This is a genomic window from Wolbachia endosymbiont (group B) of Episyrphus balteatus (genome assembly GCF_947250575.1).
GTDB lineage: Bacteria > Pseudomonadota > Alphaproteobacteria > Rickettsiales > Anaplasmataceae > Wolbachia.
In genome coordinates, this window is sequence record NZ_OX366325.1 from 794,405 (window position 1) to 819,134 (window position 24,730).

A 24,730-nucleotide genomic window follows, 5' to 3' on the forward strand; every position below is an offset into this window, starting at 1 on the left:
AAATGCTAAAAGAAGTAAGATGCACGATATATACGAGAAAGTCAAATGAAGACGGTCTAGAACAAAAGTTTAACAGTTTAGATGCGCAGCGAGTAGCATGTGAAAAGTACATAAAGAGCAGAGAGGGTTGGGTAGTATTGGCCAAAAGGTACGATGATGGAGGTTTCTCAGGAAAGAATTTAGAAAGACCAGCAATAAAGGAATTATTTGAAGATGTTAAAGGAGGAGAAGTAGATTGTGTGGTAGTGTATACTCTGGATAGGCTATCAAGGGAGACAAAAGACAGCATTGAAGTAACATCATTTTTTAGAAGGCACCGAGTAAATTTTGTAGCAGTAACGCAGATATTTGATAATAATACGCCAATGGGAAAGTTTGTACAAACAGTGTTATCAGGAGCAGCACAGCTAGAAAGAGAGATGATTGTAGAAAGGGTAAAAAATAAAATAGCAACATCAAAAGAGCAGGGATTATGGATGGGTGGAACTTTACCGCTTGGGTATGATGTAAAAGATAAAGAATTAATAATAAATGAAAAAGAAGCAAAAATAGTAGGGCACATATTTGAAAGATATTTGGAGCTAAAATCAATGGCAGAATTGGCAAGGGAGTTAAATAGTCAAGGATACCGGACAAAATCAGATATCTTTAAAAAAGCGACGGTAAGGAGAATAATAACAAATCCAATATATATGGGAAAAATCAAACATTATGAAAAAGAGTATGAGGGAAAGCATGAAGCAATAATAGAAGAAGAAAAGTGGCAAAAAGCGCAGGAATTGATAAGGAATCAACCATATAGAAAAGCAAAATATGAGGAAGCACTGCTTAGGGGAATAATTAAGTGCAAGAGCTGTGATGTGAATATGACACTGACATATGCAAAAAAGGAGAATAAGAGATATCGATATTACGTATGCAACAATCATTTAAGGGGAAAAGGTTGTGAATCAGAAAACCGAAATGTAATAGCAGGAGAAGTAGAAAAAGAAGTGATGAGGAAAGCGGAGCAGATATATGAAAATTGGAGAGAAAAGACCGAAGAAAAATGGGAAAATTTAAGTTTTGGAAAGCAGAAAGAAGTAGTGAAAAAGTTAATAAAGGGAGTAATGATAAGAGAAGATGGAATAGAGGTACATTCTGAGTCAGAGGAAACATTTATACCAATAAAAAAGAAAGGAAATAAATGCACAGTAGTAGAGCCAGAAGGGAAAACAAATAATGCACTACTGAAAGCAGTGGTGAGAGCTCACCTATGGAAACGTCAGCTAGAAGAGGGAAAGTATAGAAGTGTTAAAGAGATGAGTGCCAAAATTAATATAGGTACAAGACGTATACAGCAAATTTTGAGATTAAATTATTTAGCTCCAAAAATAAAGGAAGACATAGTAAATGGGAGACAGCCAAGAGATTTGAAGCTAGCTTATTTAAGAGAAGTACCAATGTTATGGAGTGACCAATTGGAGAAGTTTTACGGCTTAGAATCTCAATTTACAAAAGCAATAGGCAATGGAAAAGACTATGTGCCAGAAAACCAATACTTTAAAACAAAGAATTAAGGTAAACTAGTTTTACAGGAACTGATACTTAACTATGTAATAAAAATAGTGATAATCTTAAACATACATATGAAACGATTCCAGAACTCCAAAGTTATTGCGTAAGAACCTGATAGCCCTTCTCCCGCTGAATCATGTGGTGGGTCTGATAAAACCCCAACTATGGATTAGCCAGCAAAGAAAGGCATAGAAATAGAGGGCTTTTTCGACTGCATGGAATAGGAAATCAGAACAGAAAAAACATGAATTAGGAAATTTGTTGGCGATCTGTGTCTTGTGTGCTCAATCTCAAATTTGTTTTTCAAGGAGTCGAAAACAGTCTCAACAATCGATCTTTTCCTTAGTAAAATCTTCTCTTTAAGTGAAATGAGTACGTTTTTCATACCTTTTTTTACTTTAGTGACGAGTTTTAGGCCTCTATCAAAGAGTTTCTCAAAGAGCTCTTTCTTTATATAGCCCTTATCTCCAAACAAAAGTCCGGTCAGTCTTTTAGTGAGAGTTGGCACAGGTTTTCTGTCATCAACGTTACCTTTGGTTAGAGTAAGTGATTCCAATTTCATTAATTACCAAGTGCAATTTAAAGCCAAAAAACCAACCATATGTGCTCTTACTAATTTCTGCCAAACCATCAAAAACTTTGTTCTTGGAGATTCTTTTTTTGTGGCAAACAGCGATTGTAGAAGTGTCTATGTAGGCAATACCTGTCATTTTTGCTTGTTTGCAGAACCATTGCAAAAGTAATCCATAAAACCCGTGATTTAAGAGCGATAAATCGGTCATATGTTGGCAATTTAGAAAACTCAGATTTATAAAGTGGCAGATAAAGTAGGTAAAAAGCTTTGAAACTTTTGCAAGGGGATTGATGATATAATAGAATTATGGTGAGAATTTCCGAAGTCCGTTATTCTAGTGGGTTTTCTTCCTTTTGATAGGAGCATATTAGCAAAATTATCATCGACTGTGCGACAAAAATCCTCGACGCAACAGTAAAGTTCTGTAATATCTTTCTTCATGGGTAACCTCTTAATTATTGATAAAATACTTGAGCTTACCCTGTTTTCCTCTTCTTAGCTGCACTTTTATCTCTTTATTTAATCCATAGTTGGGGTGATAAAGGAAATTCTGTAGGTATCACAAAAGTCAATTCAATCAAACACAAAAGGCTATACCTATAAAAGAATAAACATCAAGAGAGAAAAATAATTTCTTTAGAAGAATCTCTAAATTATTAAGTCAACACTTATCCCCCTACTATTTCTTCTCACCTTGAGAGTATAGTTTATACCTAAGAAAATCTTACTTTGAAGATACATCAATTTTTTTACCCTCCAAGACCTTTCTTTTGTTTACTAATTTTAGTTGACTTCATTAACACACTACTATTTCTTTCGAAGCTCCCACCTTTTGCAGCTGGTCTAAACTATCGATTGGCCTCATAAGAGTAGATGGGACACCTGATTCTTTCACTACAAAATTTGATTGTTTAATAGTTTCAGCTGACTCTATAAGTATTCTACCGTTTCTTTCAAAACCTTTATCGTTAACAGCTTGTAGAACACTTTTTCCTCCTAAAAAGCAGCTTTCTCCTAGACTTGATTTATCTTTTAATTTGTTAAACTTCTCCTGGTTCTCTCCATCAAGCTTTACTTTTATTATATTACTATCACTAGGATACAGATGAATACTAATCTCGCCTACTTCAGTGGTAAAGGACATTTCAATGCTATCTCCTAAGACATCTGTATAATTTCTTTTTCCTCCTATATTTTCAACTCTTACTATACTCTCTCCAATCTGTAGGATGCTACTTTCTATACTAAAGTTTTCATTCACCTTACTATTCATAACCTTTCCAACTTCAACAATACTGTTTTTTGGCCACCTAAAAAGAACAAGATTGTTATCTACTTCTACTTGCAGATCATCATCTTGAACTTGTTCATTCTTATTTATTAAACCTTCATATGCGATACTTTTCAGTTTGTCCTTAATTTTTTTACACTCTGTAAAAATAGGCTCATCACTTCCCCACATAGTTTCACCTATCATTCTATCATTGTAAAAATCAGACTCTATTTTTGCACCTGCTAATAGTAGCTTATTGACAATATTGAATAAAGGTTCTAAAGCCTCTTCCCACTCATCTATTGCCTCTTCCCCATTGTCCTTATAACGTGATATAGTAGTAGGAGTTATACGCATAACACTGCTAGCATTAGCAATGTCAATTATTTTTTTAAATATAAAATTCGACACACTACGTTCATAGTGATCACAGCGTAAATTTAGCTTTATTTTTCTTTTCAAATGTTCATCTATTAAACGTTCCATCTTTTCTAGAGTGACCTTTGCAGAACTTTCGTATCTATTTTCATGAAACTCTTTCATTATACTTTCCATCTTGTCATGAAATTCATCAATCGAAACTTTTTCGCTTTCAGTTAACAGATTTGCTAAATTCATTAAAATTGAGTTCTCTGGAATAAAAGAACTTTCAACAACAGTATTGTTGTCTTCAACAACGGACTCATGCCAGTCATCAGTTTGTTCTTGATCTAACAATGATGGACTAGGCTCCAGAGTTTGCTGACCAAAACGTTCCATGTGCTGTTCTTCAGTAGCTAATCCACCATTTGCATGAACTTGCTTAGTTCCTAAAATATATTCTAATATCATAATCCCTCAATCTATAGATATATTATGTACATAATTAGCATGAATAAAAGCTAATGCAAGTATAATTTTTCTAATACCAATTTCCGTTAGTTATGAAACACATGAAAAAGAGCTGTTTTTGCCTATAATTGAGAAGTTAAACAAATTTATCATTTGCGTTCCCAACAATGAGTGTTGGTATTAGCTGCATGATGCATACGCTACTTTTAAATTTGATCAAACTTAACTAAAAAAGTAGTGATTTTCAATAATTTACCTACAATCTAATTCATAGTTGGGGTTAGAACAGTGTTACAGAACTTGATTATATACTAAAGCATAATCACTCTAGATGCAAAAGTGGTTAGCTGCATAATTTACCTAGCAATTTCTCCCCTAGAGTCAGAAACTCTTCTTAACTCTTCACGTTCTGTCCATTTGTTGTTAGACTCGCTTATTACTTCAGGATGCATTAATCCACCAGATCTAGCAAAAACACCTTGATCTATAGCTTCAATAACCGATAAACCTCCCAATAAGCAATTTTGCCCTATTTCTTCATGACTTGCTATTTCTTCAAATAGATCTTCATCGCTCACTTCTACTCTTATCAATTTTTTATTGTTCTCATCAGGATATAATCTAACTTCCAATTCTCCCAAACTAGTATAGAAAGTTAATACTATACTGCTGCCTTCTGTAAGATCTGTATAATTCCTTATGCCATCTTCAGTTTTAATTTCTACTTCACTATTACCAATCCTTACTATATTTCTTCCACACTTTACATCCCCATCTGTGAGACCTAAATCCCTTACCCCATCTGTTATCTTTATAATGTCTATTTTACTATCTTTAGAATATTCTAAGTAAAAAACGGAGTTGTCTACTCTTACATCTTTTAGCTCGCTATTGGTTGCATTTTTTGCGATTTCAATAAACTTATGAGAATTGCTAACATAATCTATATAAGCTTTTTTTAGGTTAGTTTTATGCTCTTTAAATTCTGGTGTCAGTGTGTTAGCATCAACTGTATTACCAAACACTGCCCCTTTTGATACTAATTGACATATTATATTACTAGCAACTTTAGGATTTTTTTCCAACTCACTGATTTTTTTCATCACATAATCGGTAAAAGTGTATTCATTACCTGAAAAGAAATCTTGTGAAAGAGAATAGTTTAATCGTACACCAGACTTTATAGCATCGTTTACAATCTCTTCAAGTTCAGCCATATTTTGAGCTTGAAACATCTTATCAGAAAACTTATTTAACTTCTCCTTTTGATTTGAGGTTAAATTAACGAGTAATTTGCTGACCTGTCCTTTCTTTTGCTGACGATAAATAATATTTTTATCATAATCTAATGCTCCTGCTTCTAGAAATATTTTTCTTAACTCTTGAGCAAGATCTTCATTGTCCCAAGCAAAACGTTCAACATATGAGAACACTTTTGACTCACCCATTCCGTGCCGAATATTTAGCACCACTTTTAGGTCTGAGTCTCTTTTATGCTTACTTAAAAACTCCTTTAAATTTTTAGTGCAGTCTGAATCTAGTGCAAGTAAGTCATACAATTCCTTATTCATCTTTTTCTGTTTATCAGTTAAAAATAATTCTTCTATATTATAGCAGAGTTTATTAGTTGCTATTTGTTGTGGAGTTTTACCCTTTCTACTTGTTATATTAGGGTTAGCTCCTTTTGAGAGGAGAGAGTTTGTATTATCGTAATGACCTTTGGCAGCAGCAAGGCATAATGGTGTTTTTCCTTTATTATCTTGTATGTTAGGATCTGCGCCTGCTTCTAAGAGTAAATCTATAGCCTGATTTCCTATGCGACGAAATCCACCAATATTTGCTCCTGCAATCGCATGCAATACTGTTGATTGAGATTCTCCTCTTCTTAGGTTAAGAATCACTTTTAAATCTTTATTGTTTTTATTATCATGTAAAAATTCTTCAAGGGGCTCAGTATTATCAAATGAACCACAGTTAGAAGCTAAACATTTTAGAGCACTAAGTAACTTTTTGTTTAAAATTTTTTGACTTGGCGTAAGATCATGGTCCAGAGCAAACCAAACACAAATTTGTTCACTTAATCCAAGTTTGCTATCTATCAAAGATAATGGTTCATTATAGTTTCTGACTGATGGTAAGTCTCCTGAGTACCACATATCATTCATCAGCTCATTTAATAAATGCTCTTTAGATGATAGATGTTCTATAATGGACTCATATTCGAAATCATATAGTTCTGATTTGGATTTTGGCTTTAGTAGATTGATGATAGATTTTACCATCCCAGTAGACTCACTCATACTTACCCCTTAAGCTAAGATATATGATATATTGTATGCGATATGTAACATTAAGTCAATAACCATAATCTTTTTACTGCTCACGTCGTTAAGCTTTTGTTAAGTTTTTATGGTGAGTAACAATGGAGTATATAGAGAGGTTAAAAGTTGCTTATGACTCCAAATTTGAGCTAATTTTACTATAAATCAACATGGTTAAGACCTATACTTGATATCACTACTATAAGAGCATGATGCTTTAAAGGAGCACGGAAACTGCTGAAGCTTATACAGTAACCTGCGGAGCCACTTCAGCAGAATAAACAAACACATGCCAGTATTAGTAGAGAATTATTTATAAGTCAACTAACTTTTTCAAAAATATTTTAGCAAGAACATCAGTGTTGTGAAAAAAAGTTCAAAACCTTCCAGCCTTGGTAACTATTTACACAATACATACTTTTAGCTCTTAGCTATCTAAGGAATTCACTGGAGATTGATTACTATAAATGTAATTCATATTATGCTTAGTAATAAATGTATCGGAAAACGAACTTTTAACAGCACTCCATGTACTCGTATCAGGATCATTTTGTTTTCCTTCTATAACTTTGTCACAAAACTTCCCGACAGCATAACCTACTTAAGATGACTATTTCTTAAGACTAGATCACTGATTAACTGCTCGAGATAGACCTGCTTGTTTAACATAAGGTTGTTGGAGACTACCTGGCTGTTGACCAAAAGCAACCACAGAGCTATGTCTTACATCTACCTCTACAAACTCATTACCAATTTTTATAAGGGAACCTTCATCTGTTGCACCTTTATTAAAAACAGCATATATCAGTTTCACTTTGCCAGCATCAGTAATTACCTTATACGCTTCACCTTCTTTATATCTTTTCAACTGGTCCTTAGCATCTTTTTCTTTTTTATCCAATTCTCCTTTCTTAGCAAATTTTAGCTCTATTCCAACTGGGGGGTATTCTTTTTTTTGATCAGTAGCATTTATAACCAAAATAACATCCAACTTCTCTCCACCACCTATTTGAAATTCAGTAATAACTTTTATATTATCTTCTCCGTAGCTACTAAATAAACCATGCAATACAGCTTGAAATGTAGCCTCATTGCTTATTAATGATTTGAAAGGATGTAGTATATGAGAAATTTCTTCAAATAGTTTTTTGTAATCATCATATTTACCAGATTCTATAGCTTTGCTCAAAGCTGCTTTAAATTTTTTATTTTCCACAATTCGAGTAAAATTACCTTGTAAAATTTCTTTACCTCTTTTGTATTTGTCCAATGAGTCATACGTATTTACTGTAATTCCCTTATTCTTATTACAGTACTGATCAAATGGATTCTTATTACTAGGCGTACTGTATAAGTTACAGGTTATTTCTTGTATCTTTATGTCATTGACGTTTTGAATTCTCCTAATATTTTCAATAGGAATTCCTTTATTATCTGGCACTCTCAATGCAAATTCATTTTTTTCATTTATGTTGAGTATAAGCACCTTCTTACCTAAAGTTAGCACTATAGTTGTAACACAATCCTCAATACTTTCTTTTGCTGCTTCTGGGCGTTTCTGTGATCCAGTAACCATTTTATCATTTTGATCATAAATAAAAATATGTTTACCTAACTTTTCACGCTTAATAATATTAGAAATAAGTACTAGCTGACCTAAGATCATTCTGCTGACATAATTAATATTATCACTTCCACCATTGCTCCAAACAATTCCATAGTAAAGATACTCTAGCTGTGTTCTTATCACCTCAGCATTCGCTGCTTCAGTGCCAAGTAACTTTTCTATTACAGAATTACCTTCTCGACTAAGAAAATTTTCTACATCAATTTTAACATTTTCGTGATGAACCATGTCAAAATTTAATCCTACACAAATAGCTTCATTAGCTATAGTAATCATTCTTATAGAGTTAGAAAAAGAGCCCTTAACATAATCTTGTGCTTGCTTCAATGCTTTTATCACTGTACTTATCTCACCAGTACCTGCTTTAAGCTCAATAATAATAGGAATAGAGCTTAGCGACTTATCAGAACCGCGCACAAGTAAAATAATGTCTGCGTAACCTTTTCCAGCAAATAATTCGAGATAAAGTTTTAGGTGAAAACGATACTTAAAATTTATCAAAAACCCAGCTAAAAACCCATGATGACTTGATTCTTTACCGCTAAATAGAGTTTCTTTTTCATATTTCTTATAGACATTTGTAATATAATTAAACATTCTTCTAGCGTTCTTTTTTACTTCTTCGAAATCTTGATTACTCAATTTTGAAATTAAGCTCTCTAGGTCTTGTTGGTCACGATCTTTTTCTATTTCTGTAAAACCTTTTTGTGAATAATCAGTCTTTTTACTAAAAGCTGGATCAACCTTTCCGTACTTTACTTCTTTTCCTGTAATTGTTATTTCATGCTCTTCTTTTTCTAGTTTATCAAACTCTGCTCCCATTTTCCATTTCTGTGCTATTTTTTCTAACTCTCCTTGAGAGAACTTTAGATGCATGTTACCATCAACTTGATCAGACATCGTTATACACTTAAGTCCCTCATTAGTTAATATAGCTATTTTTAAAGTTCTATTATCATCAAAACGAAAATGAAGTTTTTTAATACCAATTTTAGTAGCAAGTTCTGTGTCTAATACAGTAGCAAACATACCAAAAAAGAAACTAGGGAAAAAGCCTGGCTTTCCAACTGAATGCAAAAAAGAAGGAGATTGATTGATAAACGATTGGAACCTTTTTTGAAAATCTAGGAACTCGTCTTTTGATTTATTTCTCATTAACAGAAGCTGTACCAACTCAAGCGGCTTGACATTACTTGGCATATTACTCCTATTTGCTATGGCTTAAAGATTTTATATTATATGGGGTATCAGTCGTACTGAGACTTGACTGTGGCAAAGTATCACCAGCTTCACGCAAAATTGATTCTTTAGAAGCTTCTTGAGCTAATTTAGAAAATACTTGTTCTCCTAACTGCAATTTTTTACCCCCATGAAATAACTGAATTTTACTTAATACAGAATCTTTAACCTTTATCATCTCTTCACCACTCATTTCTTTTACGTGCTTTAATATCTTCCCTAATATTTCTTCTTTACTTACCCCTTGTCTACTTGGATCCACAATTAAATTTGCTATTGTATATGTAACTGAATAGTCTACAAAAATAGAGGAAATAGATTGCTCCCCGCGGTCTTGAGTTTTTAATTTTATTATACGTTCCCAAACATTCATCATACATTTTTTTGTTTCTTCAGACAGATCTGGATTCTTCAGTACTTGATCTGATAATGAAGATAAAAAAGTTGTGTAACGTTCACATTCAATCTGACTACACAATCGGATTAATTCCATAAAAGAATCAAAGTAATACTGACCTACTAGCACATTCAACACTGCATAATAAGTATTTTCCTTATAATCTCTATCTAGTAATTTTTTCTTTTGCTCATCATCCATTTTAGACAGGCAAAACTCTATGGTGTCTACTTCTTTGTAACCCTTTACTGCAGATAAAGCTGCTTCAATTAACAGATCATCTTTATCTTGACTAGAAATACTGGAATCATTGTGTAATTTATTATAGAAGAACTCTATACCTTCTTCCCAGTTTTTATTAGAATTTATCTGTATGGATTTTTGCAAACCTTCAACTGATTTATATTCGTTTAGTTTTCCAATCTGCTTATCAATAAGAAAAGACCAGAAAGCTTCTATAGGGCTAGTTTCTTCGATATTTTCCAATAATTCTCTTCTCAGATCATCATCAGATCCATCTTCTTCAAAGGCACTTCTCTTAAATCTCATAAATACTTGTTCAAATAATCCAGGAATCTTATCTTCTAGACAATATTTACATGCCAAGTAATATCTATCTGCAAGATCAAGCGGATTTTCTTTTCCATTTTTATTTTTTTCTTCAGTTAGCCTTTCACCAACAGCTTTATTCTTTAATTTTATTCCATCCCAACAAGAATTATCAGAGAATATATCAGAAAAAAAAATTAGTTTTTCCTCATCAAAATCTTCAATTAATTGAATATAAGCCCTCAACCATCTTTCTACTCTAAGGTGTTTTCTTGCTTTAACTTGATTATCGTCGCCTTTAATAGCACCTTTTAATATATCAAGTATTTTATTGTAATTGTGATCCAAACCAGATTCCATACCCGCAACCCCATTTTGTATTTTAATATAAACTTTAGTCTAGTAAATTATCGTTGCCAAGTCAATCTTTTTCTCCAAACCTTACCACTGCACAACAGGAAATTTCTTGAGAGCCAAGTATGATATTTTCATTCTAATAATTAATTATTATAAAACATTTTTATTTACGAAAAAATAGACCTTGTTGTAACTAAAGAAACGTCTATTTTAGTGCTGCAAAAATTTGAATTATTGACTCTTTCTAAAATTGCAAAAAAGGTCGTATATTTGCGAGAACAAGCCGCATAGAAATAAGGTTATAAAAATAGAAGGTTTAAATTATTTTCATAAGCTTAGGCAAAACAGTTCGTACGTAGGTTTAGTAAAAGTGAGCCAATATAGCTGATTTCAGCGTATAATGAAATTATTATCTAGAAAAGTTCGTATGTATCGTTTGGTAGACCAATCCATCCCAAAACAAGCAGTTCTCACGCTTGCTGATTTTAGTTATCGGAAATGGCTGTATTGTTTCAGTTTTGAGTAATATGTAAAGTTGAATTAGTACTTAAAAATAGAAAGAGTACATTGCAGTAAAAAAACAGAAGTGTTTTTGCAAGTACTGGCTTTAGTTTTAAAAATACAAACTAAAATAAAATGCTAAAAAGTTCTTGCTCTGCTAGATCTTTTTAGCTATAATGTAACTCAATGTAAAGAATACATGGGGTGTTAGATGAATTGTATTATGTACATCATTCAGAAAGCAATCCTGGCTTTTTTAAGAATATATCTAGTTTAGTAAGAAATCAAAAGAAAGGCGCACTGTAATCAAAGTTACTTAGGATTACCGTAAAGTTTCTACAGCAAATTGGTTTGGTACAGCTGCATAAGAATCAAATGAATTAGATGTCAAAACCAATCTTCAGAAAAGAGGTTTACGACAAAACAATCAAAATATGAATATTAAAATATAGGGGGCTTTATGTTAGGTAAAGAAAATACAAAGGAACAAGTAACAGATAATCAATCTAGGTTAATAAGAACGCAAAAAGAAGACACATTGTCATCTAGTAGTCAGCAAATATTACAGCTGCCAGAAGGTTTTACAATAGGGAAAGCAGTTGGAGGAGGGGATGGTTTCTTTCACGCGGTTGTACAAGGACTTAAGCAATTAAAGCCAGGAACAAGTGTTACTGTGAAATCTTTGAGAGAAATTTGTAGGAAGCAAGCTTTAATTAGTCAAGAAATGAAAGAAAAGATTATAGCCGATGCTAGAAACCGTGAAGATTCTACAGTAATACCTCCAGGGCCTGGTATTGATGATGATGAATTATGGAAGACTTATTTGGTTGGTATAGAATACAGTAATGAAGATATAGAAAGAATGCAGAAGGACAATAAAGAAGTGGCTTCATCATTAACTGATTTAAAGTATGGAAATACGTTGCAGGTTCCTATATGTGGCAGACCTAAAATTGAGGGAAGCATGATTTGTAATGAATATAATGTTAAGCTGCATGTTATTGAATATCTTCCCATATATGAATGGTCAGGGTCTCTTATTGATGGATTAGGATCCAAATTTGTAAGTACAGATTATAATGAAAAAGATACTATACATATAATAAATAAAGGAGATTTTCATTTTGAGCCAATCTTGAGCGAGACACTATTAATAAGTGAAATACAGAAAGAATTTACTAGTATTCTAGAGGGTTCTAATCTTATAGAAGATAGAAAGCTTGAAAAGCTAAAAAGTTTTTTTGAAGCATATCCGAGTCTAAACGTTAATTTTCAGGTGAATCAATATAATGATACACCGATACATATTGCTGTTCGTGTGGGAGAATTAAAAATTGTTAGGTTTTTGCTAAAGATAGGAGCACAAGTTGATGTTGTAAATGGAGAGGGAAAGACTCCTATAGATATTGCTAAAGATAATAACAGAAAAGATATCGCTAAGATACTGCAACCGCTTATTTCATATGAAGAAGTTGATATACCAGGAGATGGCAGTTGCTTATTTTGGTCCGTTGCTTTAGCTTACTTAACTCCCGTAAAATTTGATGATTATGCCTTTCATGAAAGGTTTAAAGAATTATTTGCGAGCGACCATGATGTACATTCAATTCAAAGGCTAATGCAAAGTAATGCAAATATTTATGAAGATAGTGTAATGAGGCGGTTGGTAACGAAGACATTTCGTTGTGAGGTTGCTGATGAAGTATGTTTCAGCCAAAGAAGATTTGAAAATAAGGTTGAGATTATGGATCTTTTTGAGAGTCACAGTGGAAGTTATTTTACAGGAGGTACCTTTAAAAAAGAGTTTGAACATGAATTCGGTGCTGAAAAAATTGAGCAGTATAATATTGACACTAGTAAACTCCAACCCAATTTTTTTGATGAAAGTGCAATAAAGGAAATTTGTACTGAACTTAATAAGATAAAAAAACGTGATCAAGTTCAGGAATTTATATTTGATACATACTTGAAATGCATGGAAATGACTCAAACTTGGGGTGGAAAGCATGAAATAAATGCAATGTCTGATCTACTAAATACAGCGATAATAGTGTCTGAGAAAGATTCAAAAGATCTTATATACAATGAAAAGAAAAAATACTGTAACAAAATACGCTTGTCTTATAAAGAAAATAATCATTATCAATTTTATCAAGTAGAGTATTCAAATTTGATGAAGTTTGTTCTGAGTTTCATTCAATCATTTGAAACGAGGCTTATTATATATGATATACTTGCAAGTACACTGAGAGAGGGGAACAGAATATTTTCGGATGGGGTGAGCATTAACAGGTTTGTGCAAAGTATTTTTGGATGTTCAACACATGATGATTGGGAGATGTTTGGTATGAAAGCATCTTTGAGAGAAGGTAATGTAACAAAAGCGACAAAAAGTTTTATTAATCTATCAGACTTAATAGGAACGTTTAATGAATATAAACTGGGCTTTAGAAAAATATTAATGGATGCTGGATGCAATATTTTTCAAAGTTTTGAAATGCAGTTTGAGAAAATAGGTTTTGATCATGTTTCAAAGATAGCAGATGATATCGTAGATAAGATAATTGAATATTACATTCAGAAAGAATACAAGGGAGATTTGAGCAATATAAGAATAGCTGAAACCCTTGTTCTAAATACATACTTTCAAGGTATGTCTGCGCAGTATGGAGAAATAAGTTATAATCTTAGAGACCTATATGAAAATATCGGAATTGCAGAAGGCAGTGAAGGCTCTTTCGTCTATTATAGAAAGAAAAGTGAGGATAAATCTAGTCAGTATGGTTATCGCCGTTCCCTTATGGGTGAAAAGTCGAAAAGAACATATGATACAAGATATATTAGAGTAGAAGCTACAAACGAGAACTTGAAAACTATGTGTATACTTTAGATGCCTTAAATATACAAGAATTTAAGGCTAAAGTGGAGAAGGTATTTTATATTGTCAATAAAGAAATCCAAATGCCAAGCAAAAAGATAATTGAGGATCTTATAGTAAAAATTAAATCCCATATTGAACAAGAGGTAAGCTTTTTAAACGAGCATATCTTATTTTGTTGTCAAGAGCGCAAACAAAATTTAGATATGAATTTGAAATACTTAGTTAAAGAAGAAGGAAAAAAAGAACAACATATAATAGAAGGCAAAGAGTTAATAGGAAGAACTGAAAAAAATAGTGATGTTGTATCTTTGATGGAAAAAAATTTAAAAACAATTCCAAATTCGTTTTATTATCTAAAAGTAAAAGAAGCATTTGTAAATCATGCTGAAACAGTCTCTCAAAACTATAGCAACCTACTTGAATCAGAGCATGGTAATACAGCAAGATCTAGGAGTTTTTGGCCTAGTATAAAAGTATCAGATATAAAAAGATTATCATCTCTACTTGGGAAAATGAATTTTAAGGATGTATGTGCTCCAGTAGAAGAATTCACTGGAAGAAAGAAACAAATAGAGGAGATATATACAAAATTACATGGGGGAGAAGTAATAATAGTAGGTCCATCTGGAATTGGCAAAACTCAACTAGCTAGAAAATTTGTTGAAGAAAACAAAGGAGTTTATCTTCATATCTATGAGGTAAATACTCAAGATATATTGTCCATAGAAAGTTCTTTTGATTCCCTTGTCCGAGATAGGCTAAGCATGTGTATGGAAAGAGAAAGAAATAAAGTAGAGGAAAAATGCCTATTCCTTTTTCAGGGAGTTAAAAAAGAAGATCTAGAGAGAATTTTAAAGATCAGAGGTAAAAGAGGTGGTTTTGACTGCTTATTTACTTCTTCTGATCAAGGTTATCAAGATATAGCAGAAGTGTCTTTAGATAGTCTTGGAGAAAAAGAAGCTATACAACTTGTAAAAAGAATTTTAGAGATAGCAGATAAGTCGCAAGATGAAAAAATAAAAGCACTAATAAGAAAACTCGAAGGTTTTCCATTAGCTATAAATCTAGCAGCAGCGTGTATTAAAAACAAAGGATCAAGCTCTTTGAGCGAAGCATTTGGAATTTTTGAATATTTAATACAATACGAAAGGTTTAATCAGAAATTTCCACGAAACACTAGACAAAATGAATACGATAGAATACTGCAAATAACATTACTAATCTCGATGGAAACAATAGAAAAGATGAGTTCTGGAGAGAAAGTTCTAAAAATTTTAAATGCTATGGCTTATTTTGGTCATGGTACAATTGATCCCAATTTATTTCTTCCCTGGATTAGATATGAGGATAGGCTATACTCCATTTTTAAATTGCTAGAACAATATTCGATAATTTATCCAAAAAAGGAAGGTAAATACAAGGTCTATACTATGCATGAATTAATAAAAAAAGTAATACGTTCACAGTTTACCATAGATGAGGAAAAATACATATTAAGTTGTATCATAGAATTGGTATCTGAAACTGAAGGAGGGTTTTTAGATGTAGTTCACCTCTTATCTTTGTTTGATCATGGTCAAAAATATGACTGTCTAATAGAAGAAAATAAGAATTTTCCTTGTTTAATTTTAAGTGGCTTAAATGAGTTATATGAGTATCAAAAAGTTATCAATCTCACGTCACAATTATCTCAATTACTTGCTGTAGATGATCGATATTCAAGATTAATTAAATATGAGTTTGCCTGCGCGCAAGCTGGTTTGGGACTATATGATAGAGCGTTAAAAATCTTTCTGGATTTAAAAAAATTAGAGAAGGTAAATGATGCATTTCCTTCTCTTACTTTGGATAAAAAAATACTTTCTATTTATCTAAAACAAAAAAATTATAAAAAAGCATTGTCGTACAGTAAATACAATAACTTTATATTTACTAGTTCATTTAACGAAGAAATCATGGAACTTATAGAAGAACATCTAGATATGGCAGTTATTATAGCTGAAGTATTTGTAATGCAAAAAAGATATACTGATGCATTTACAACTTTGTACTATGTAAGACAACTGAGAAATGAAATTTTCCTTAAAATAAGTGATTTTAACTCCGATGATGATCCTTATCTTGATCCTTCCGAGGTGTATGAATTTTATAATTTAGATACAAAATATATCTATGCCTTAGCATATTTCTTTATGAGTCAAGAAAGAAAAAAAGTAACTATAAATGAAGAAGCGTTACCACATAAAGAAGATTTACCTCGTGAATTGAGTATACAAGCTTTATTTAGGCAGCTACAAGATATTCTGATAAATCAAGAGAGTAGTCAGTACTTACAACCGGCTCCTTATTTTGTTGAAATAGAGGTAGGAAAAGTAATTAAAAGAGAATTAAGAGAGAAAGCATTGCAATATTTTGAGAAAGTGCTGAAGCTACAAAAAAATTATGGATTTTTAGATAATCATCCTAACGTACTATCTGTGAAGTTTTATATAGCTGTTTTACATAGTTGCTTAGAGGATAAAGAAAAAGCATTACAAGAACTTCAACGATTGCAAGAATTACAAGAGAAGGTTATAGGGATAAATCATCTTGATACTTTCGATACTGTATATGCTATACAAAAGTTGTTTACTAGAGATGAAGATAAATCAACATATTTAAAAAATGAGGTAGAAAAAAGAGAATCGCTCTTACAATTTGAAAAATCTGATTTGAATGCTAAGGGTGTCTCAATCTTAAAAGAGCTTTATGTAGAAAAAAATAGCGAAAGTTCTTCTTCAGTATCAAGTGAAGAGTTACTGCTAGAAAACAAAAGGTTTCTAGACACAGAGAGTACAAAAACTAAAAGGAGAAAAATAGATAACCAGCCAGCCATTAAGAGTTATCTTAACGATGTCAACGTAAATCTTAGCCGTCAGCAAGATGCTATAGTCAATTTATAATATTGACTGGCAAAACATTATCTTCTTACAACAGATGGGTCTAGATGCTTAAATTTTTAATATTATTTAATGATAATCTAAGGACAATTACAGTAAGGTTTCAGCAGAAGTTTAGATACATGGTTCCAGAGTGTGATGGTAGTGTAAATAAATGAGGAGCACTGTAAACATATAAATTCGAAAGGTGTAAGACCATTAAGAGTTTTAATTCTTCTAGCATAATTGTAAGCCATCATAAAATTGTAAAGATGCTTTTTGAGCTGCTGATGTGAGCGGTGGTAATATTTTTTAACTGTAGCATTTTTAAAAGTTTTATTCATACGTTCAACTTGCCCATTTGTCCAAGACTTTTGTCAAATGGTGTTCAGTGTCATTTTCTTCACAAACTCTATTAAATATGTGTTGAAAAGCGTATTTATGGTGCTTCTGGGAGGCTTTGTTGAATGGCAAGGAATGAGGAGGAGTAATGAAAGGAATTTACGAGGCAAATTTGAAAATAGGCATACCTATATCAGTAAAGTTATTAATCAAATAGCATTTTAAAAGCACCTCTTTGAGAGGGAGTGTTAAATAAACCATACGCGTCAAGTTAAGGAAAAGTGGTATAAGGAAGAAAGGAAACGAAAAAAAACTATTTTATATATTAAGTAATAAAGTTATTAATTTATAGATTCTTCTGAAAAAATCATCTTCTTCTAGATAAGAACTCCCTAAAAAATAAATGTAACAAATAAAATGCCCATCTCAAATGTTGCTATATTTCACGATATTTCCTTAACTTGACGCGTATGGTTTATTTAACACTCCCATTTATCTTATTTTTTATTGGCAGACAGCTTGCTTAAACCCATAAAATCTCTTCATCTGCTCACTCCACAGCATCGGTATTTCTCTCAAGTCAACCCACTTCAAATCTCTTGGCTGCCTTCCATTTACTATATCTTCTTTAATTTTTGGTGCTAAATAATTTAATCTTAAAATTTGGTGTATACGTCTTGTACCTATATTAATTTTGGCACTCAGCTCTTTCACACTTCTGTATTTTCCTTCTTCTAGTTGCCGTTTCCACAGATGGGCTCTTACCACTGCTTTGAGTAACGCATTATTTGTTTTTCCTTCTGGCTCGATTACTGTGCATTTGTTTCCTTTCTTCTTCATTGGTATAAATTTTTCCTCTGATTCAGAACTCACCTCTATTCCATCCTCTCTCACCAATACTGTTCTTATTAACTTTTTCACTACTTTTTTCTGTTTTCCAAAACTTAAATTTTTCCACTCTTCTGCTTTTTCTCTCCATTTTTCATATAGCTGCTCCGCTTTCTTCATTATTTCTTTTTCCACTTCTCCTGCTACTATTGTTCGGTTTATTGATTCACAATTCTTTCCCCTTAAGTGATTGTTGCATACGTAATATCGGTACCTTTTATTCTCTTTTTTTGAGTACGTCAAAGGGTTCTGTCGCATTTGTAGGGAAGTAGAAAGAAGAATGATATAATTGTCTAAAAAAAAAGCAAAGATGTTTCGTATCAATCAAAAATTGTTGCCATATTTCAAAGGATTTAGCTTTTCAGTGGATGTTATCTGTATACATGAAATGTCGATTCTCTTTGAGCTATCGAGATTTGGAAGAAATGATGAGTATAAGGGGAGCAAAATGCTACGTTACAAAGGTGGGTTATCACCACTGATAGATGAGGCAGTAAGGAAAAGAAAGAAGCAGGTTGGTAGTAGTTGGAGAGACTTACATTAAATTAAACGGTAAATGGGTTTATTTATATACTGTAGACTTGTGTGTTAGTAGAGACAAGTCTGCAGCACTTGCATTCTTTCGTAAAGCCTTCAGGAGTAACTATCTTCCTGAGAAAATTGTAATTGATAAAAGCGGCAGTAATACTGCTGCTCTTGATGATTTGAATGCAGAAATTTCTGAAGATTACAGTTCTTCAAATAAAATATCTAAATAATATTGTTGATAGATTTATCAAAAAACTAATAAAGCCAATGCTTGGGTTTAAAAGCTTCCATTCCGCAAAGATTACCATCACAGGCATAGAAAATATTCGTATGATTCAAAAAAGACAAATTATTAAAATAATGTTTCTACTTTTGAGAATTTTGCTATGTTAATAACTCCTATAATCCCACCTTTCTTAAATAGATTCTACGAGGTATATAACCTTCATATGAAACTTGCCACATTTGCTTTACTAGAGACTTTTCCATATGCCACTGAGCATAATCAGTTGCCATAAAAATAAAACTTGAAATCAACTTATCATCTTGATCATTCTCAATTCGTAAAAAAGATTTAACCTCTCCTAAAGTTACTGGAAAAGATTTAGGCTTAGACTTACGTTGTATATTTATAATTGGATACTTTAGTCTTGTTGACATAACAACCCTCCTTTTCTATATATAGCTAAAATAAGTAAGACTTATCCATAAAAAATCTTACTTATTTTAGTTATCACTTAATATTAAATTGCAGCAGCAACTCTATCGTACAAGTATATTGAGAAGAGAACGTATTAACGCTGTTTCTCCTTTTTTATTGATCAAGTTTACTAAGCCAGATTTTAGTAGATTGACATTCTGAGAATGAATGTTATTGAAAGTGGAGTTTATTTCTTTAGCAAGTAGACTGCGAAATTTCTGCACACTTTCATATGCGATATTTTCAAGTTCATGTGCAAACTTATCTTGAGCTACAGCTGATATGTCTTCAACTTTCTCATTGAACTCTTCTAGCTTTCTTTCCTTACCTTTAAAATTTTTTGCAAAAGTTTTCATATTAATTGGCCTCAACTATTCTTGTAATTATAATGACAATAAAAAGACTACCGAAGTAAAAAATTAGCACTACAATACTGCAAACAACAGCAGCACACCAAACCGGTTCACTTTATAGCGTAAATTCAAGTATGTCATTCAAGTAGCCCTTTTTTGTCATCCCAGTACTGGGATCTAAGTTGCTCACAAGCAAACTAGCATAGAAAGGTGGTACAACGTTTTCGATGAGATTGCAGAAAGGCTGGATTCCAGCATCAAGTGCTGGAATGACACCCTCTATATAAACGTTAAGAAATTTACTAATAAAAAAAGGCAAAAGCGTTAGCTAGTTGTTACTCTCTCATCCTAAAAATTGGCGTTCTATACTGTATTTAAACATTTTATAAGCCCGCTTCAGCTTATATTAGGTAGAAATTATTGTGAAGACATAAAGTGCACATAGCGGAAAGATTTATAAGACGCCAACTGTATAATACTTTTGTCGTTTAATCTGAACAGATTGAAGGTAATAAAACACTTTGAATTTTATAGTAAGGAAGCTGAAAGATTTGTCAAGTAGTTTTCTTATCTTTTACAGGCATAATTTACATGCTACAATCAAATTTTCATAACTGGTGAATAAAAATGCAAAGAGATAAAATTAAAGTAGAAATAAAAAAGTTATCACATGGCAAAAGCTTGCCTCTTCCCTGTTATGCAACTATGCAGAGTGCTGGCATGGATCTTTATGCTGCATTGGACGACTCTGTTATTTTAAATCCACTTGAAAGGTTACTTATTCCAACTGGCATTGTAATTGCAATACCAAACGGTTTTGAAGGGCAAGTTCGCCCACGTTCTGGACTTGCTGCAAAACATGGAATCACTGTCTTAAATTCTCCGGGCACTATAGACTCCGATTATCGAGGTGAAGTTAAAGTTTGCCTAATCAATCTAAGTAATCAGCCATATGAAATAAAAAGAGGAGATAGAATCGCACAAATCCTCATCACTCCTGTATCTCAAGTAATTTGGGATGACAGAGAAGAATTCTGCACAGAAGAAACCGTCCGCAATGAAGGGGGCTTTGGATCAAGCGGTAGGTAGTTTTTTATATGTAAGTTGACTGTATTGATTTTTTTATATATAATATTAATATATTATTAACTTATTTTAAGAGGAAATTATGTCAATTTTTAAAAACCACCGTCACAAAGCAAACATTGCACTTGTAGCGCTTACTTCTCTGTATGTTATAGGCACAGCAGTAGCACTTTCAACACCGTATTGGGTGTCTTCAACTTCGATTTTAGCGCCAATTGCAGTTTTTGCAGCTACACCACTTGGAATAAGTGTTTTAGCATTTGCTGCTGTTGCACTGGTTAGTTTAGCAATATATTCCATCATCAAAAACAATAAAATATCTGAGTCTAAAACTCCGAACATTGTTATTATAAGTAAGGAAAGAGGTCTATTTGTGAAAGTAGAAAATGAAGATTTTGAGTATATCAAAAAACACAACCAAAATAAGAATCAAGATGGCAATGTTATCTCCGATGAGTATCGTATAGATTTTAGCTTAGGAAGTAACAGTTACTACATTACTGCTACAAGTAAGGAAATGAATAACAATGATGGATTATTAAAGATAAATTCATTAGGAAGAAAAAATGATGAAGGTAAGTATGACTTAATAAATGAATATGAAAAAAAGTTAAAAACGTTAGGTTTAGACTCTGAAGAAAATGATGCTAAAGAACTAACCATTAAACTTGTGCCAAGCTCAATTGTTAAATCATCAAAAGTTGAACAACAAAAGGAAGGAAAATCATTAAAAAATTAAGTATAAAAGAGGCAGACTAAATAAGTCTGCCCTTCATTTTTTAGTGTTAGTTATTTAAGCTTATTATAGAAGCTGTCTCAAAGTATCCGTTCAGATGCATGACTAATGTGTAAATATCGAAGCAAAAGTGGTGTCATCCCAGTGCTTGACACTGGGATCCAGTTTTCTTTACCAAAAGTGTTTCATTCTATAACGCAAAATCCATACTTACCAAACCGAATGCATTACTTGCAATCTCGATCCCAATGTCAAGCACTGGGATGACAGAAAAAGGAGCACTGCCATCATATTGGATAACACCATTTATTTCTATAGCTGTCTTTTCTATCTTATTTTGCCACCCTACTGAACGAATACCTTACGAGAAGTTACTAAGGGTTTTTATTTAGTCTGACTGCATCCTTTACCTTATCTAACAACCCATTAATAAAGCCAATTTTGTTTGGAGCATCAAGTAAATCAGATGCAATGTTAGTATATTCATTAATAACAATTGGTGCTGGTGTATCAAAATCAATTAACTCACATACTGCAACACGCAAAATAGATAAGCTTATAAGATTTAATCGTGAAAGTGACCAGCTTGGGTGTAAATAAGACTCTATTATTTTATCATATTCTTCACTGCTTTTTATAACCTTACATAGCAAGTTTTCTAAGAACTGATGTTCAAATTCTTCACATTCAAATATATCTTTCAACGTACTTATGTAGTCCTTAAGTTCACAATTTTCCAATTTAAAAGTGCTTTTGTTGTAACCTACGAAAATATTTGAGTAAGCAACTTGTACAACAAAAAATCTTGCCGTACTTCTTTTTATGCGCCACTTTTTATCTACTGGTTTTTCCTCCATTATTTTAATTTATTGTGTAGATCTATCATATGCAAAACAGTTGAGGCTGCATGGCCACCAACGTTCTTTTTATTTTTGTCAGCTCTAATTAGTGCTTTATCTTTACTATCTGCTGTGATTATTCCCATACCAAGAGGTATTGCATGATGCATAACAATTGCATTTAAGCCTTCGATTACTCCTTTACAAACGTATTTATAATGATCAGTTTCACCACGAATTACACATCCAAGAGCTAAATAACCATCATAATTAGTATTCTTGCCTTTGACCGCAAAAAGAATTGCAGCTGGTATCTCAAACGTACCAGGCGCTTTAATTATCTCGTAACCAATATTATTTCCTTTGAATTTATCAGTTGCACCCTCAAGCAAAAGGTTTGCTATTTCAGTATAATAAACTGAATTAACTATTAGTATTTTCGACATTCATTCCTACTTTTCTTGTTAAAAGCAACTTTATTAATGATTGTTGAACCAGAGTTATAATATTACTAAATATCCAATATATTACCAGGCCGGCAGGAAAAGAAGAAAAAATAAAGACAGAAATGTAAGGTAAAAACTTCATAACATTTACTTGAATATCATCTTTACTGGTTTGATCTTTCTCACTTAGCTTCTGCTGAATTATCATGGTAGCGCCGAAAATTATAGGTAAAATGCCTATAGAAATAGGAAAGTTATAATTAAACAACCCAAATAATGTAAAAATGTTTGTTGGATCAGAAGCTGAAAGATCCTTAATCCATAAATAAAAAGGGGCGTGTCTCATCTCTATAGTAACAAATAATACTTTATACAGAGCAAAAAATACTGGTATTTGTATGAGCATAGGGAAAATGCTCGACATTGGATTTACATTGTTTCTCTTGAACAACGCAATTGTCTCTTTGTGCTGCTTTAAGCTGTCATTTTTGTACAACTCTTTTATACGAGTTAATTCAGGCTGCAGGCTTTTCACCTTGAACATCGAAATATATGATCTATTAGATAAGGGAAGCATCAAAAGTTTGATTACTAAAGTTAGCAATAATATTGCTAAGCCAAAATTTTTCAAAACAAAGTTAAAATATTCAAGCAGTAAAAACACTGGCTTGGTTATAAAATAAAGTACACCAAAATCTACAGCCTTATCAAATAAAGGTATATTAAGAGTGTCTTTATAAGAATCAAGTAAATTCAACTTCTTTGCCCCAGCAAAAAAGTAGTTCAGAGTAGAAACACTTGCACCAGGGAGTATGTGTTTGTAAGGTTTAACAAAATCTACTTGAAACTTATCAATGTTATTAACATTCGTATGCTTAATACTTACATTTATTTGATCAGATTTTTCAGGTATGATAGCTGTAAACCAATATTTATCAGCAAAACCAAACCAACTTTTTTCACTTGTGCTGGCCTTTATTAAACGTTTCTTGGAAATATCCTTATATGTCCACTCCTCTAGTTTATTGTTAAATGCACCTAGTACTCCTTCATGTGATATCCAATAGGATTCGTTAATATTATCACGTTTACGATTGATTTTACCATAGGGAACCAAAACTACATTATCTTTTGTATTGTTTTCAATAATTTGCTCAACTTTAAACATGTAGTTATCGTCAAGGCTAATTTTCATTCTAAATAAAATGCCATTTTCATTATCCCAAAATAAATTGACCTCTTTTTGATTGAGTTTATCTGCTTGCCATACTGTTTTAGAATCTGGAACTTTAATCTTTTCATTCGGATCGAGCCACCCAAATTCTGCGAAATATACATCTTTTGATTCTGCAGGTGACAGTAACACCACTTGTGGAGAAGAAGAACTCGGTTCTAAGTGGTAGTTAGTTAAGATTAAGTCATCAAACCTTGCACCTTTCAGAGAAATTGATCCTTCAAGCATGTTATTGGTTAAATTAACTCTCTGTTCTCTAGTAGAATTAATAATTTCAGAACGATTTTGGTATATCATAGGAGCAAGGTCGTTAGAAGATTCGATATGTTCAATATTTTCAATCGATGGTTGGCTTTGGCTCGTGTTAAGAAAATTATCATAAATAATATGCCATAATACTATAATCAATATAGAAAGAATTGTTGCTAAAATTAAATTTTTTGCTTCTGACATGAAATTAAATCGAACATACCTCCTTAAAGTATATATTAAATATTGTACTAAAACAATAAAATTTACTTATTTTTAATAATAGCTTTTAACGCTAATCTTA

The 24,730-nt window shown here is 32.2% G+C and carries 14 protein-coding genes and 5 pseudogenes; 6 read left to right on the top strand and 13 right to left on the bottom strand.

What is annotated here, in order from left to right; genetic code table 11:
• Window positions 1–2: 2 nt before the first annotated feature.
• Window positions 3–1,559, top strand: coding sequence for a recombinase family protein (locus OOL05_RS03825; RefSeq protein WP_096097267.1), 1,557 nt, complete (start codon window positions 3–5; stop codon window positions 1,557–1,559).
• Between the two features lie 167 nt (window positions 1,560–1,726).
• Here the strand turns inward: OOL05_RS03825 and OOL05_RS03830 are convergent.
• The 5 genes and pseudogenes from OOL05_RS03830 to OOL05_RS03850 all read right to left on the bottom strand — a co-directional run bounded on the left by OOL05_RS03830 (window position 1,727) and on the right by OOL05_RS03850 (window position 10,728).
• Window positions 1,727–2,572 (bottom strand): annotated as a pseudogene (locus OOL05_RS03830) (IS982 family transposase).
• Window positions 2,573–2,927: 355 nt separating this feature from the next.
• Window positions 2,928–4,235 carry a hypothetical protein gene (locus OOL05_RS03835; protein WP_019236482.1) on the bottom strand — a complete coding sequence of 436 codons (1,308 nt, stop codon included), beginning with the start codon at window positions 4,233–4,235 and terminating at the stop codon, window positions 2,928–2,930.
• Window positions 4,236–4,591: 356 nt separating this feature from the next.
• On the bottom strand, window positions 4,592–6,535 hold the full coding sequence (locus tag OOL05_RS03840; protein ID WP_264336127.1) for an ankyrin repeat domain-containing protein: 1,944 nt from the start codon (window positions 6,533–6,535) through the stop codon (window positions 4,592–4,594).
• A gap of 649 nt (window positions 6,536–7,184) precedes the next feature.
• Window positions 7,185–9,383: a hypothetical protein gene (locus tag OOL05_RS03845; protein ID WP_096097234.1), complete on the bottom strand. Its 2,199-nt coding sequence runs from the start codon at window positions 9,381–9,383 to the stop codon at window positions 7,185–7,187.
• 7 nt (window positions 9,384–9,390) lie between these two features.
• The gene (locus OOL05_RS03850) at window positions 9,391–10,728 is read right to left on the bottom strand and encodes a hypothetical protein (protein WP_096097233.1); all 1,338 of its coding nucleotides are present in this window, start codon (window positions 10,726–10,728) and stop codon (window positions 9,391–9,393) included.
• A 958-nt stretch (window positions 10,729–11,686) separates the two neighbouring features.
• On the opposite strand from OOL05_RS03850, the gene OOL05_RS03855 reads away from it, so the two are divergent.
• Both OOL05_RS03855 and OOL05_RS03860 read left to right on the top strand, forming a co-directional pair.
• Complete coding sequence (locus OOL05_RS03855; protein ID WP_264729867.1) at window positions 11,687–14,116, top strand: ankyrin repeat domain-containing protein; 2,430 nt, start codon at window positions 11,687–11,689, stop codon at window positions 14,114–14,116.
• Entirely contained in the window at window positions 14,104–17,049 is a 2,946-nt protein-coding gene (locus OOL05_RS03860; RefSeq protein WP_264729869.1) for a tetratricopeptide repeat protein, read from the top strand. Before OOL05_RS03855 ends, OOL05_RS03860 begins: the two co-directional genes overlap by 13 nt.
• Window positions 17,050–17,126: 77 nt before the next feature.
• Here OOL05_RS03860 and OOL05_RS03865 read toward each other — a convergent pair.
• Window positions 17,127–17,463, bottom strand: a pseudogene (locus OOL05_RS03865) (integrase core domain-containing protein); the annotation flags it as partial.
• 408 nt (window positions 17,464–17,871) lie between these two features.
• Window positions 17,872–18,498, bottom strand: a pseudogene (locus tag OOL05_RS03870) (recombinase zinc ribbon domain-containing protein); the annotation flags it as partial.
• A 67-nt stretch (window positions 18,499–18,565) separates the two neighbouring features.
• Here OOL05_RS03870 and OOL05_RS03875 point away from each other — a divergent pair.
• Window positions 18,566–19,184 (top strand): annotated as a pseudogene (locus tag OOL05_RS03875) (IS6 family transposase); the annotation flags it as partial.
• A 16-nt stretch (window positions 19,185–19,200) separates the two neighbouring features.
• On the opposite strand, the pseudogene OOL05_RS03880 reads toward OOL05_RS03875, so the two are convergent.
• The 3 genes and pseudogenes from OOL05_RS03880 to OOL05_RS03890 all read right to left on the bottom strand — a co-directional run.
• Window positions 19,201–19,443: pseudogene (locus tag OOL05_RS03880) on the bottom strand (head-tail connector protein); the annotation flags it as partial.
• Between the two features lie 102 nt (window positions 19,444–19,545).
• Complete coding sequence (locus tag OOL05_RS03885; RefSeq protein WP_139686435.1) at window positions 19,546–19,839, bottom strand: hypothetical protein; 294 nt, start codon at window positions 19,837–19,839, stop codon at window positions 19,546–19,548.
• A gap of 112 nt (window positions 19,840–19,951) precedes the next feature.
• Window positions 19,952–20,155 carry a hypothetical protein gene (locus OOL05_RS03890; protein ID WP_264729873.1) on the bottom strand — a complete coding sequence of 68 codons (204 nt, stop codon included), beginning with the start codon at window positions 20,153–20,155 and terminating at the stop codon, window positions 19,952–19,954.
• A gap of 308 nt (window positions 20,156–20,463) precedes the next feature.
• Between OOL05_RS03890 and dut the strand changes: the two genes are divergently transcribed.
• The gene (gene dut / locus OOL05_RS03895) at window positions 20,464–20,925 is read left to right on the top strand and encodes a dUTP diphosphatase (RefSeq protein ID WP_264375627.1); all 462 of its coding nucleotides are present in this window, start codon (window positions 20,464–20,466) and stop codon (window positions 20,923–20,925) included.
• Between the two features lie 79 nt (window positions 20,926–21,004).
• A complete protein-coding gene (locus OOL05_RS03900) occupies window positions 21,005–21,661 on the top strand; it encodes a hypothetical protein (protein WP_264729875.1) in 657 nt (218 codons plus the stop codon).
• Between the two features lie 371 nt (window positions 21,662–22,032).
• On the opposite strand, the gene nusB is transcribed toward OOL05_RS03900, so the two are convergent.
• The 3 genes from nusB to yidC are packed head-to-tail and all read right to left on the bottom strand — an operon-like array spanning window position 22,033 to window position 24,630.
• Window positions 22,033–22,515: a transcription antitermination factor NusB gene (gene nusB / locus OOL05_RS03905; RefSeq protein ID WP_064085381.1), complete on the bottom strand. Its 483-nt coding sequence runs from the start codon at window positions 22,513–22,515 to the stop codon at window positions 22,033–22,035.
• A complete protein-coding gene (locus tag OOL05_RS03910; RefSeq protein ID WP_007302797.1) occupies window positions 22,515–22,943 on the bottom strand; it encodes a 6,7-dimethyl-8-ribityllumazine synthase in 429 nt (142 codons plus the stop codon). The genes nusB and OOL05_RS03910 overlap by 1 nt, the downstream gene beginning before the upstream one ends.
• Window positions 22,921–24,630 carry a membrane protein insertase YidC gene (yidC, locus tag OOL05_RS03915; protein WP_007302796.1) on the bottom strand — a complete coding sequence of 570 codons (1,710 nt, stop codon included), beginning with the start codon at window positions 24,628–24,630 and terminating at the stop codon, window positions 22,921–22,923. The genes OOL05_RS03910 and yidC overlap by 23 nt, the downstream gene beginning before the upstream one ends.
• Window positions 24,631–24,730 lie beyond the last annotated feature (100 nt).

Coding starts and splice junctions, on each gene's coding strand:
- OOL05_RS03825 (WP_096097267.1), top strand. CDS start 3: ATGCTAAAAGAAGTAAGATGCACGATATATACGAGAAAGTCAAATGAA.
- OOL05_RS03840 (WP_264336127.1), bottom strand. CDS start 6,535: ATGAGTGAGTCTACTGGGATGGTAAAATCTATCATCAATCTACTAAAG.
- OOL05_RS03845 (WP_096097234.1), bottom strand. CDS start 9,383: ATGCCAAGTAATGTCAAGCCGCTTGAGTTGGTACAGCTTCTGTTAATG.
- dut (WP_264375627.1), top strand. CDS start 20,464: ATGCAAAGAGATAAAATTAAAGTAGAAATAAAAAAGTTATCACATGGC.
- OOL05_RS03835 (WP_019236482.1), bottom strand. CDS start 4,235: ATGATATTAGAATATATTTTAGGAACTAAGCAAGTTCATGCAAATGGT.
- yidC (WP_007302796.1), bottom strand. CDS start 24,630: ATGTCAGAAGCAAAAAATTTAATTTTAGCAACAATTCTTTCTATATTG.
- OOL05_RS03850 (WP_096097233.1), bottom strand. CDS start 10,728: ATGGAATCTGGTTTGGATCACAATTACAATAAAATACTTGATATATTA.
- nusB (WP_064085381.1), bottom strand. CDS start 22,515: ATGGAGGAAAAACCAGTAGATAAAAAGTGGCGCATAAAAAGAAGTACG.
- OOL05_RS03885 (WP_139686435.1), bottom strand. CDS start 19,839: ATGAAAACTTTTGCAAAAAATTTTAAAGGTAAGGAAAGAAAGCTAGAA.
- OOL05_RS03900 (WP_264729875.1), top strand. CDS start 21,005: ATGTCAATTTTTAAAAACCACCGTCACAAAGCAAACATTGCACTTGTA.
- OOL05_RS03855 (WP_264729867.1), top strand. CDS start 11,687: ATGTTAGGTAAAGAAAATACAAAGGAACAAGTAACAGATAATCAATCT.
- OOL05_RS03910 (WP_007302797.1), bottom strand. CDS start 22,943: ATGTCGAAAATACTAATAGTTAATTCAGTTTATTATACTGAAATAGCA.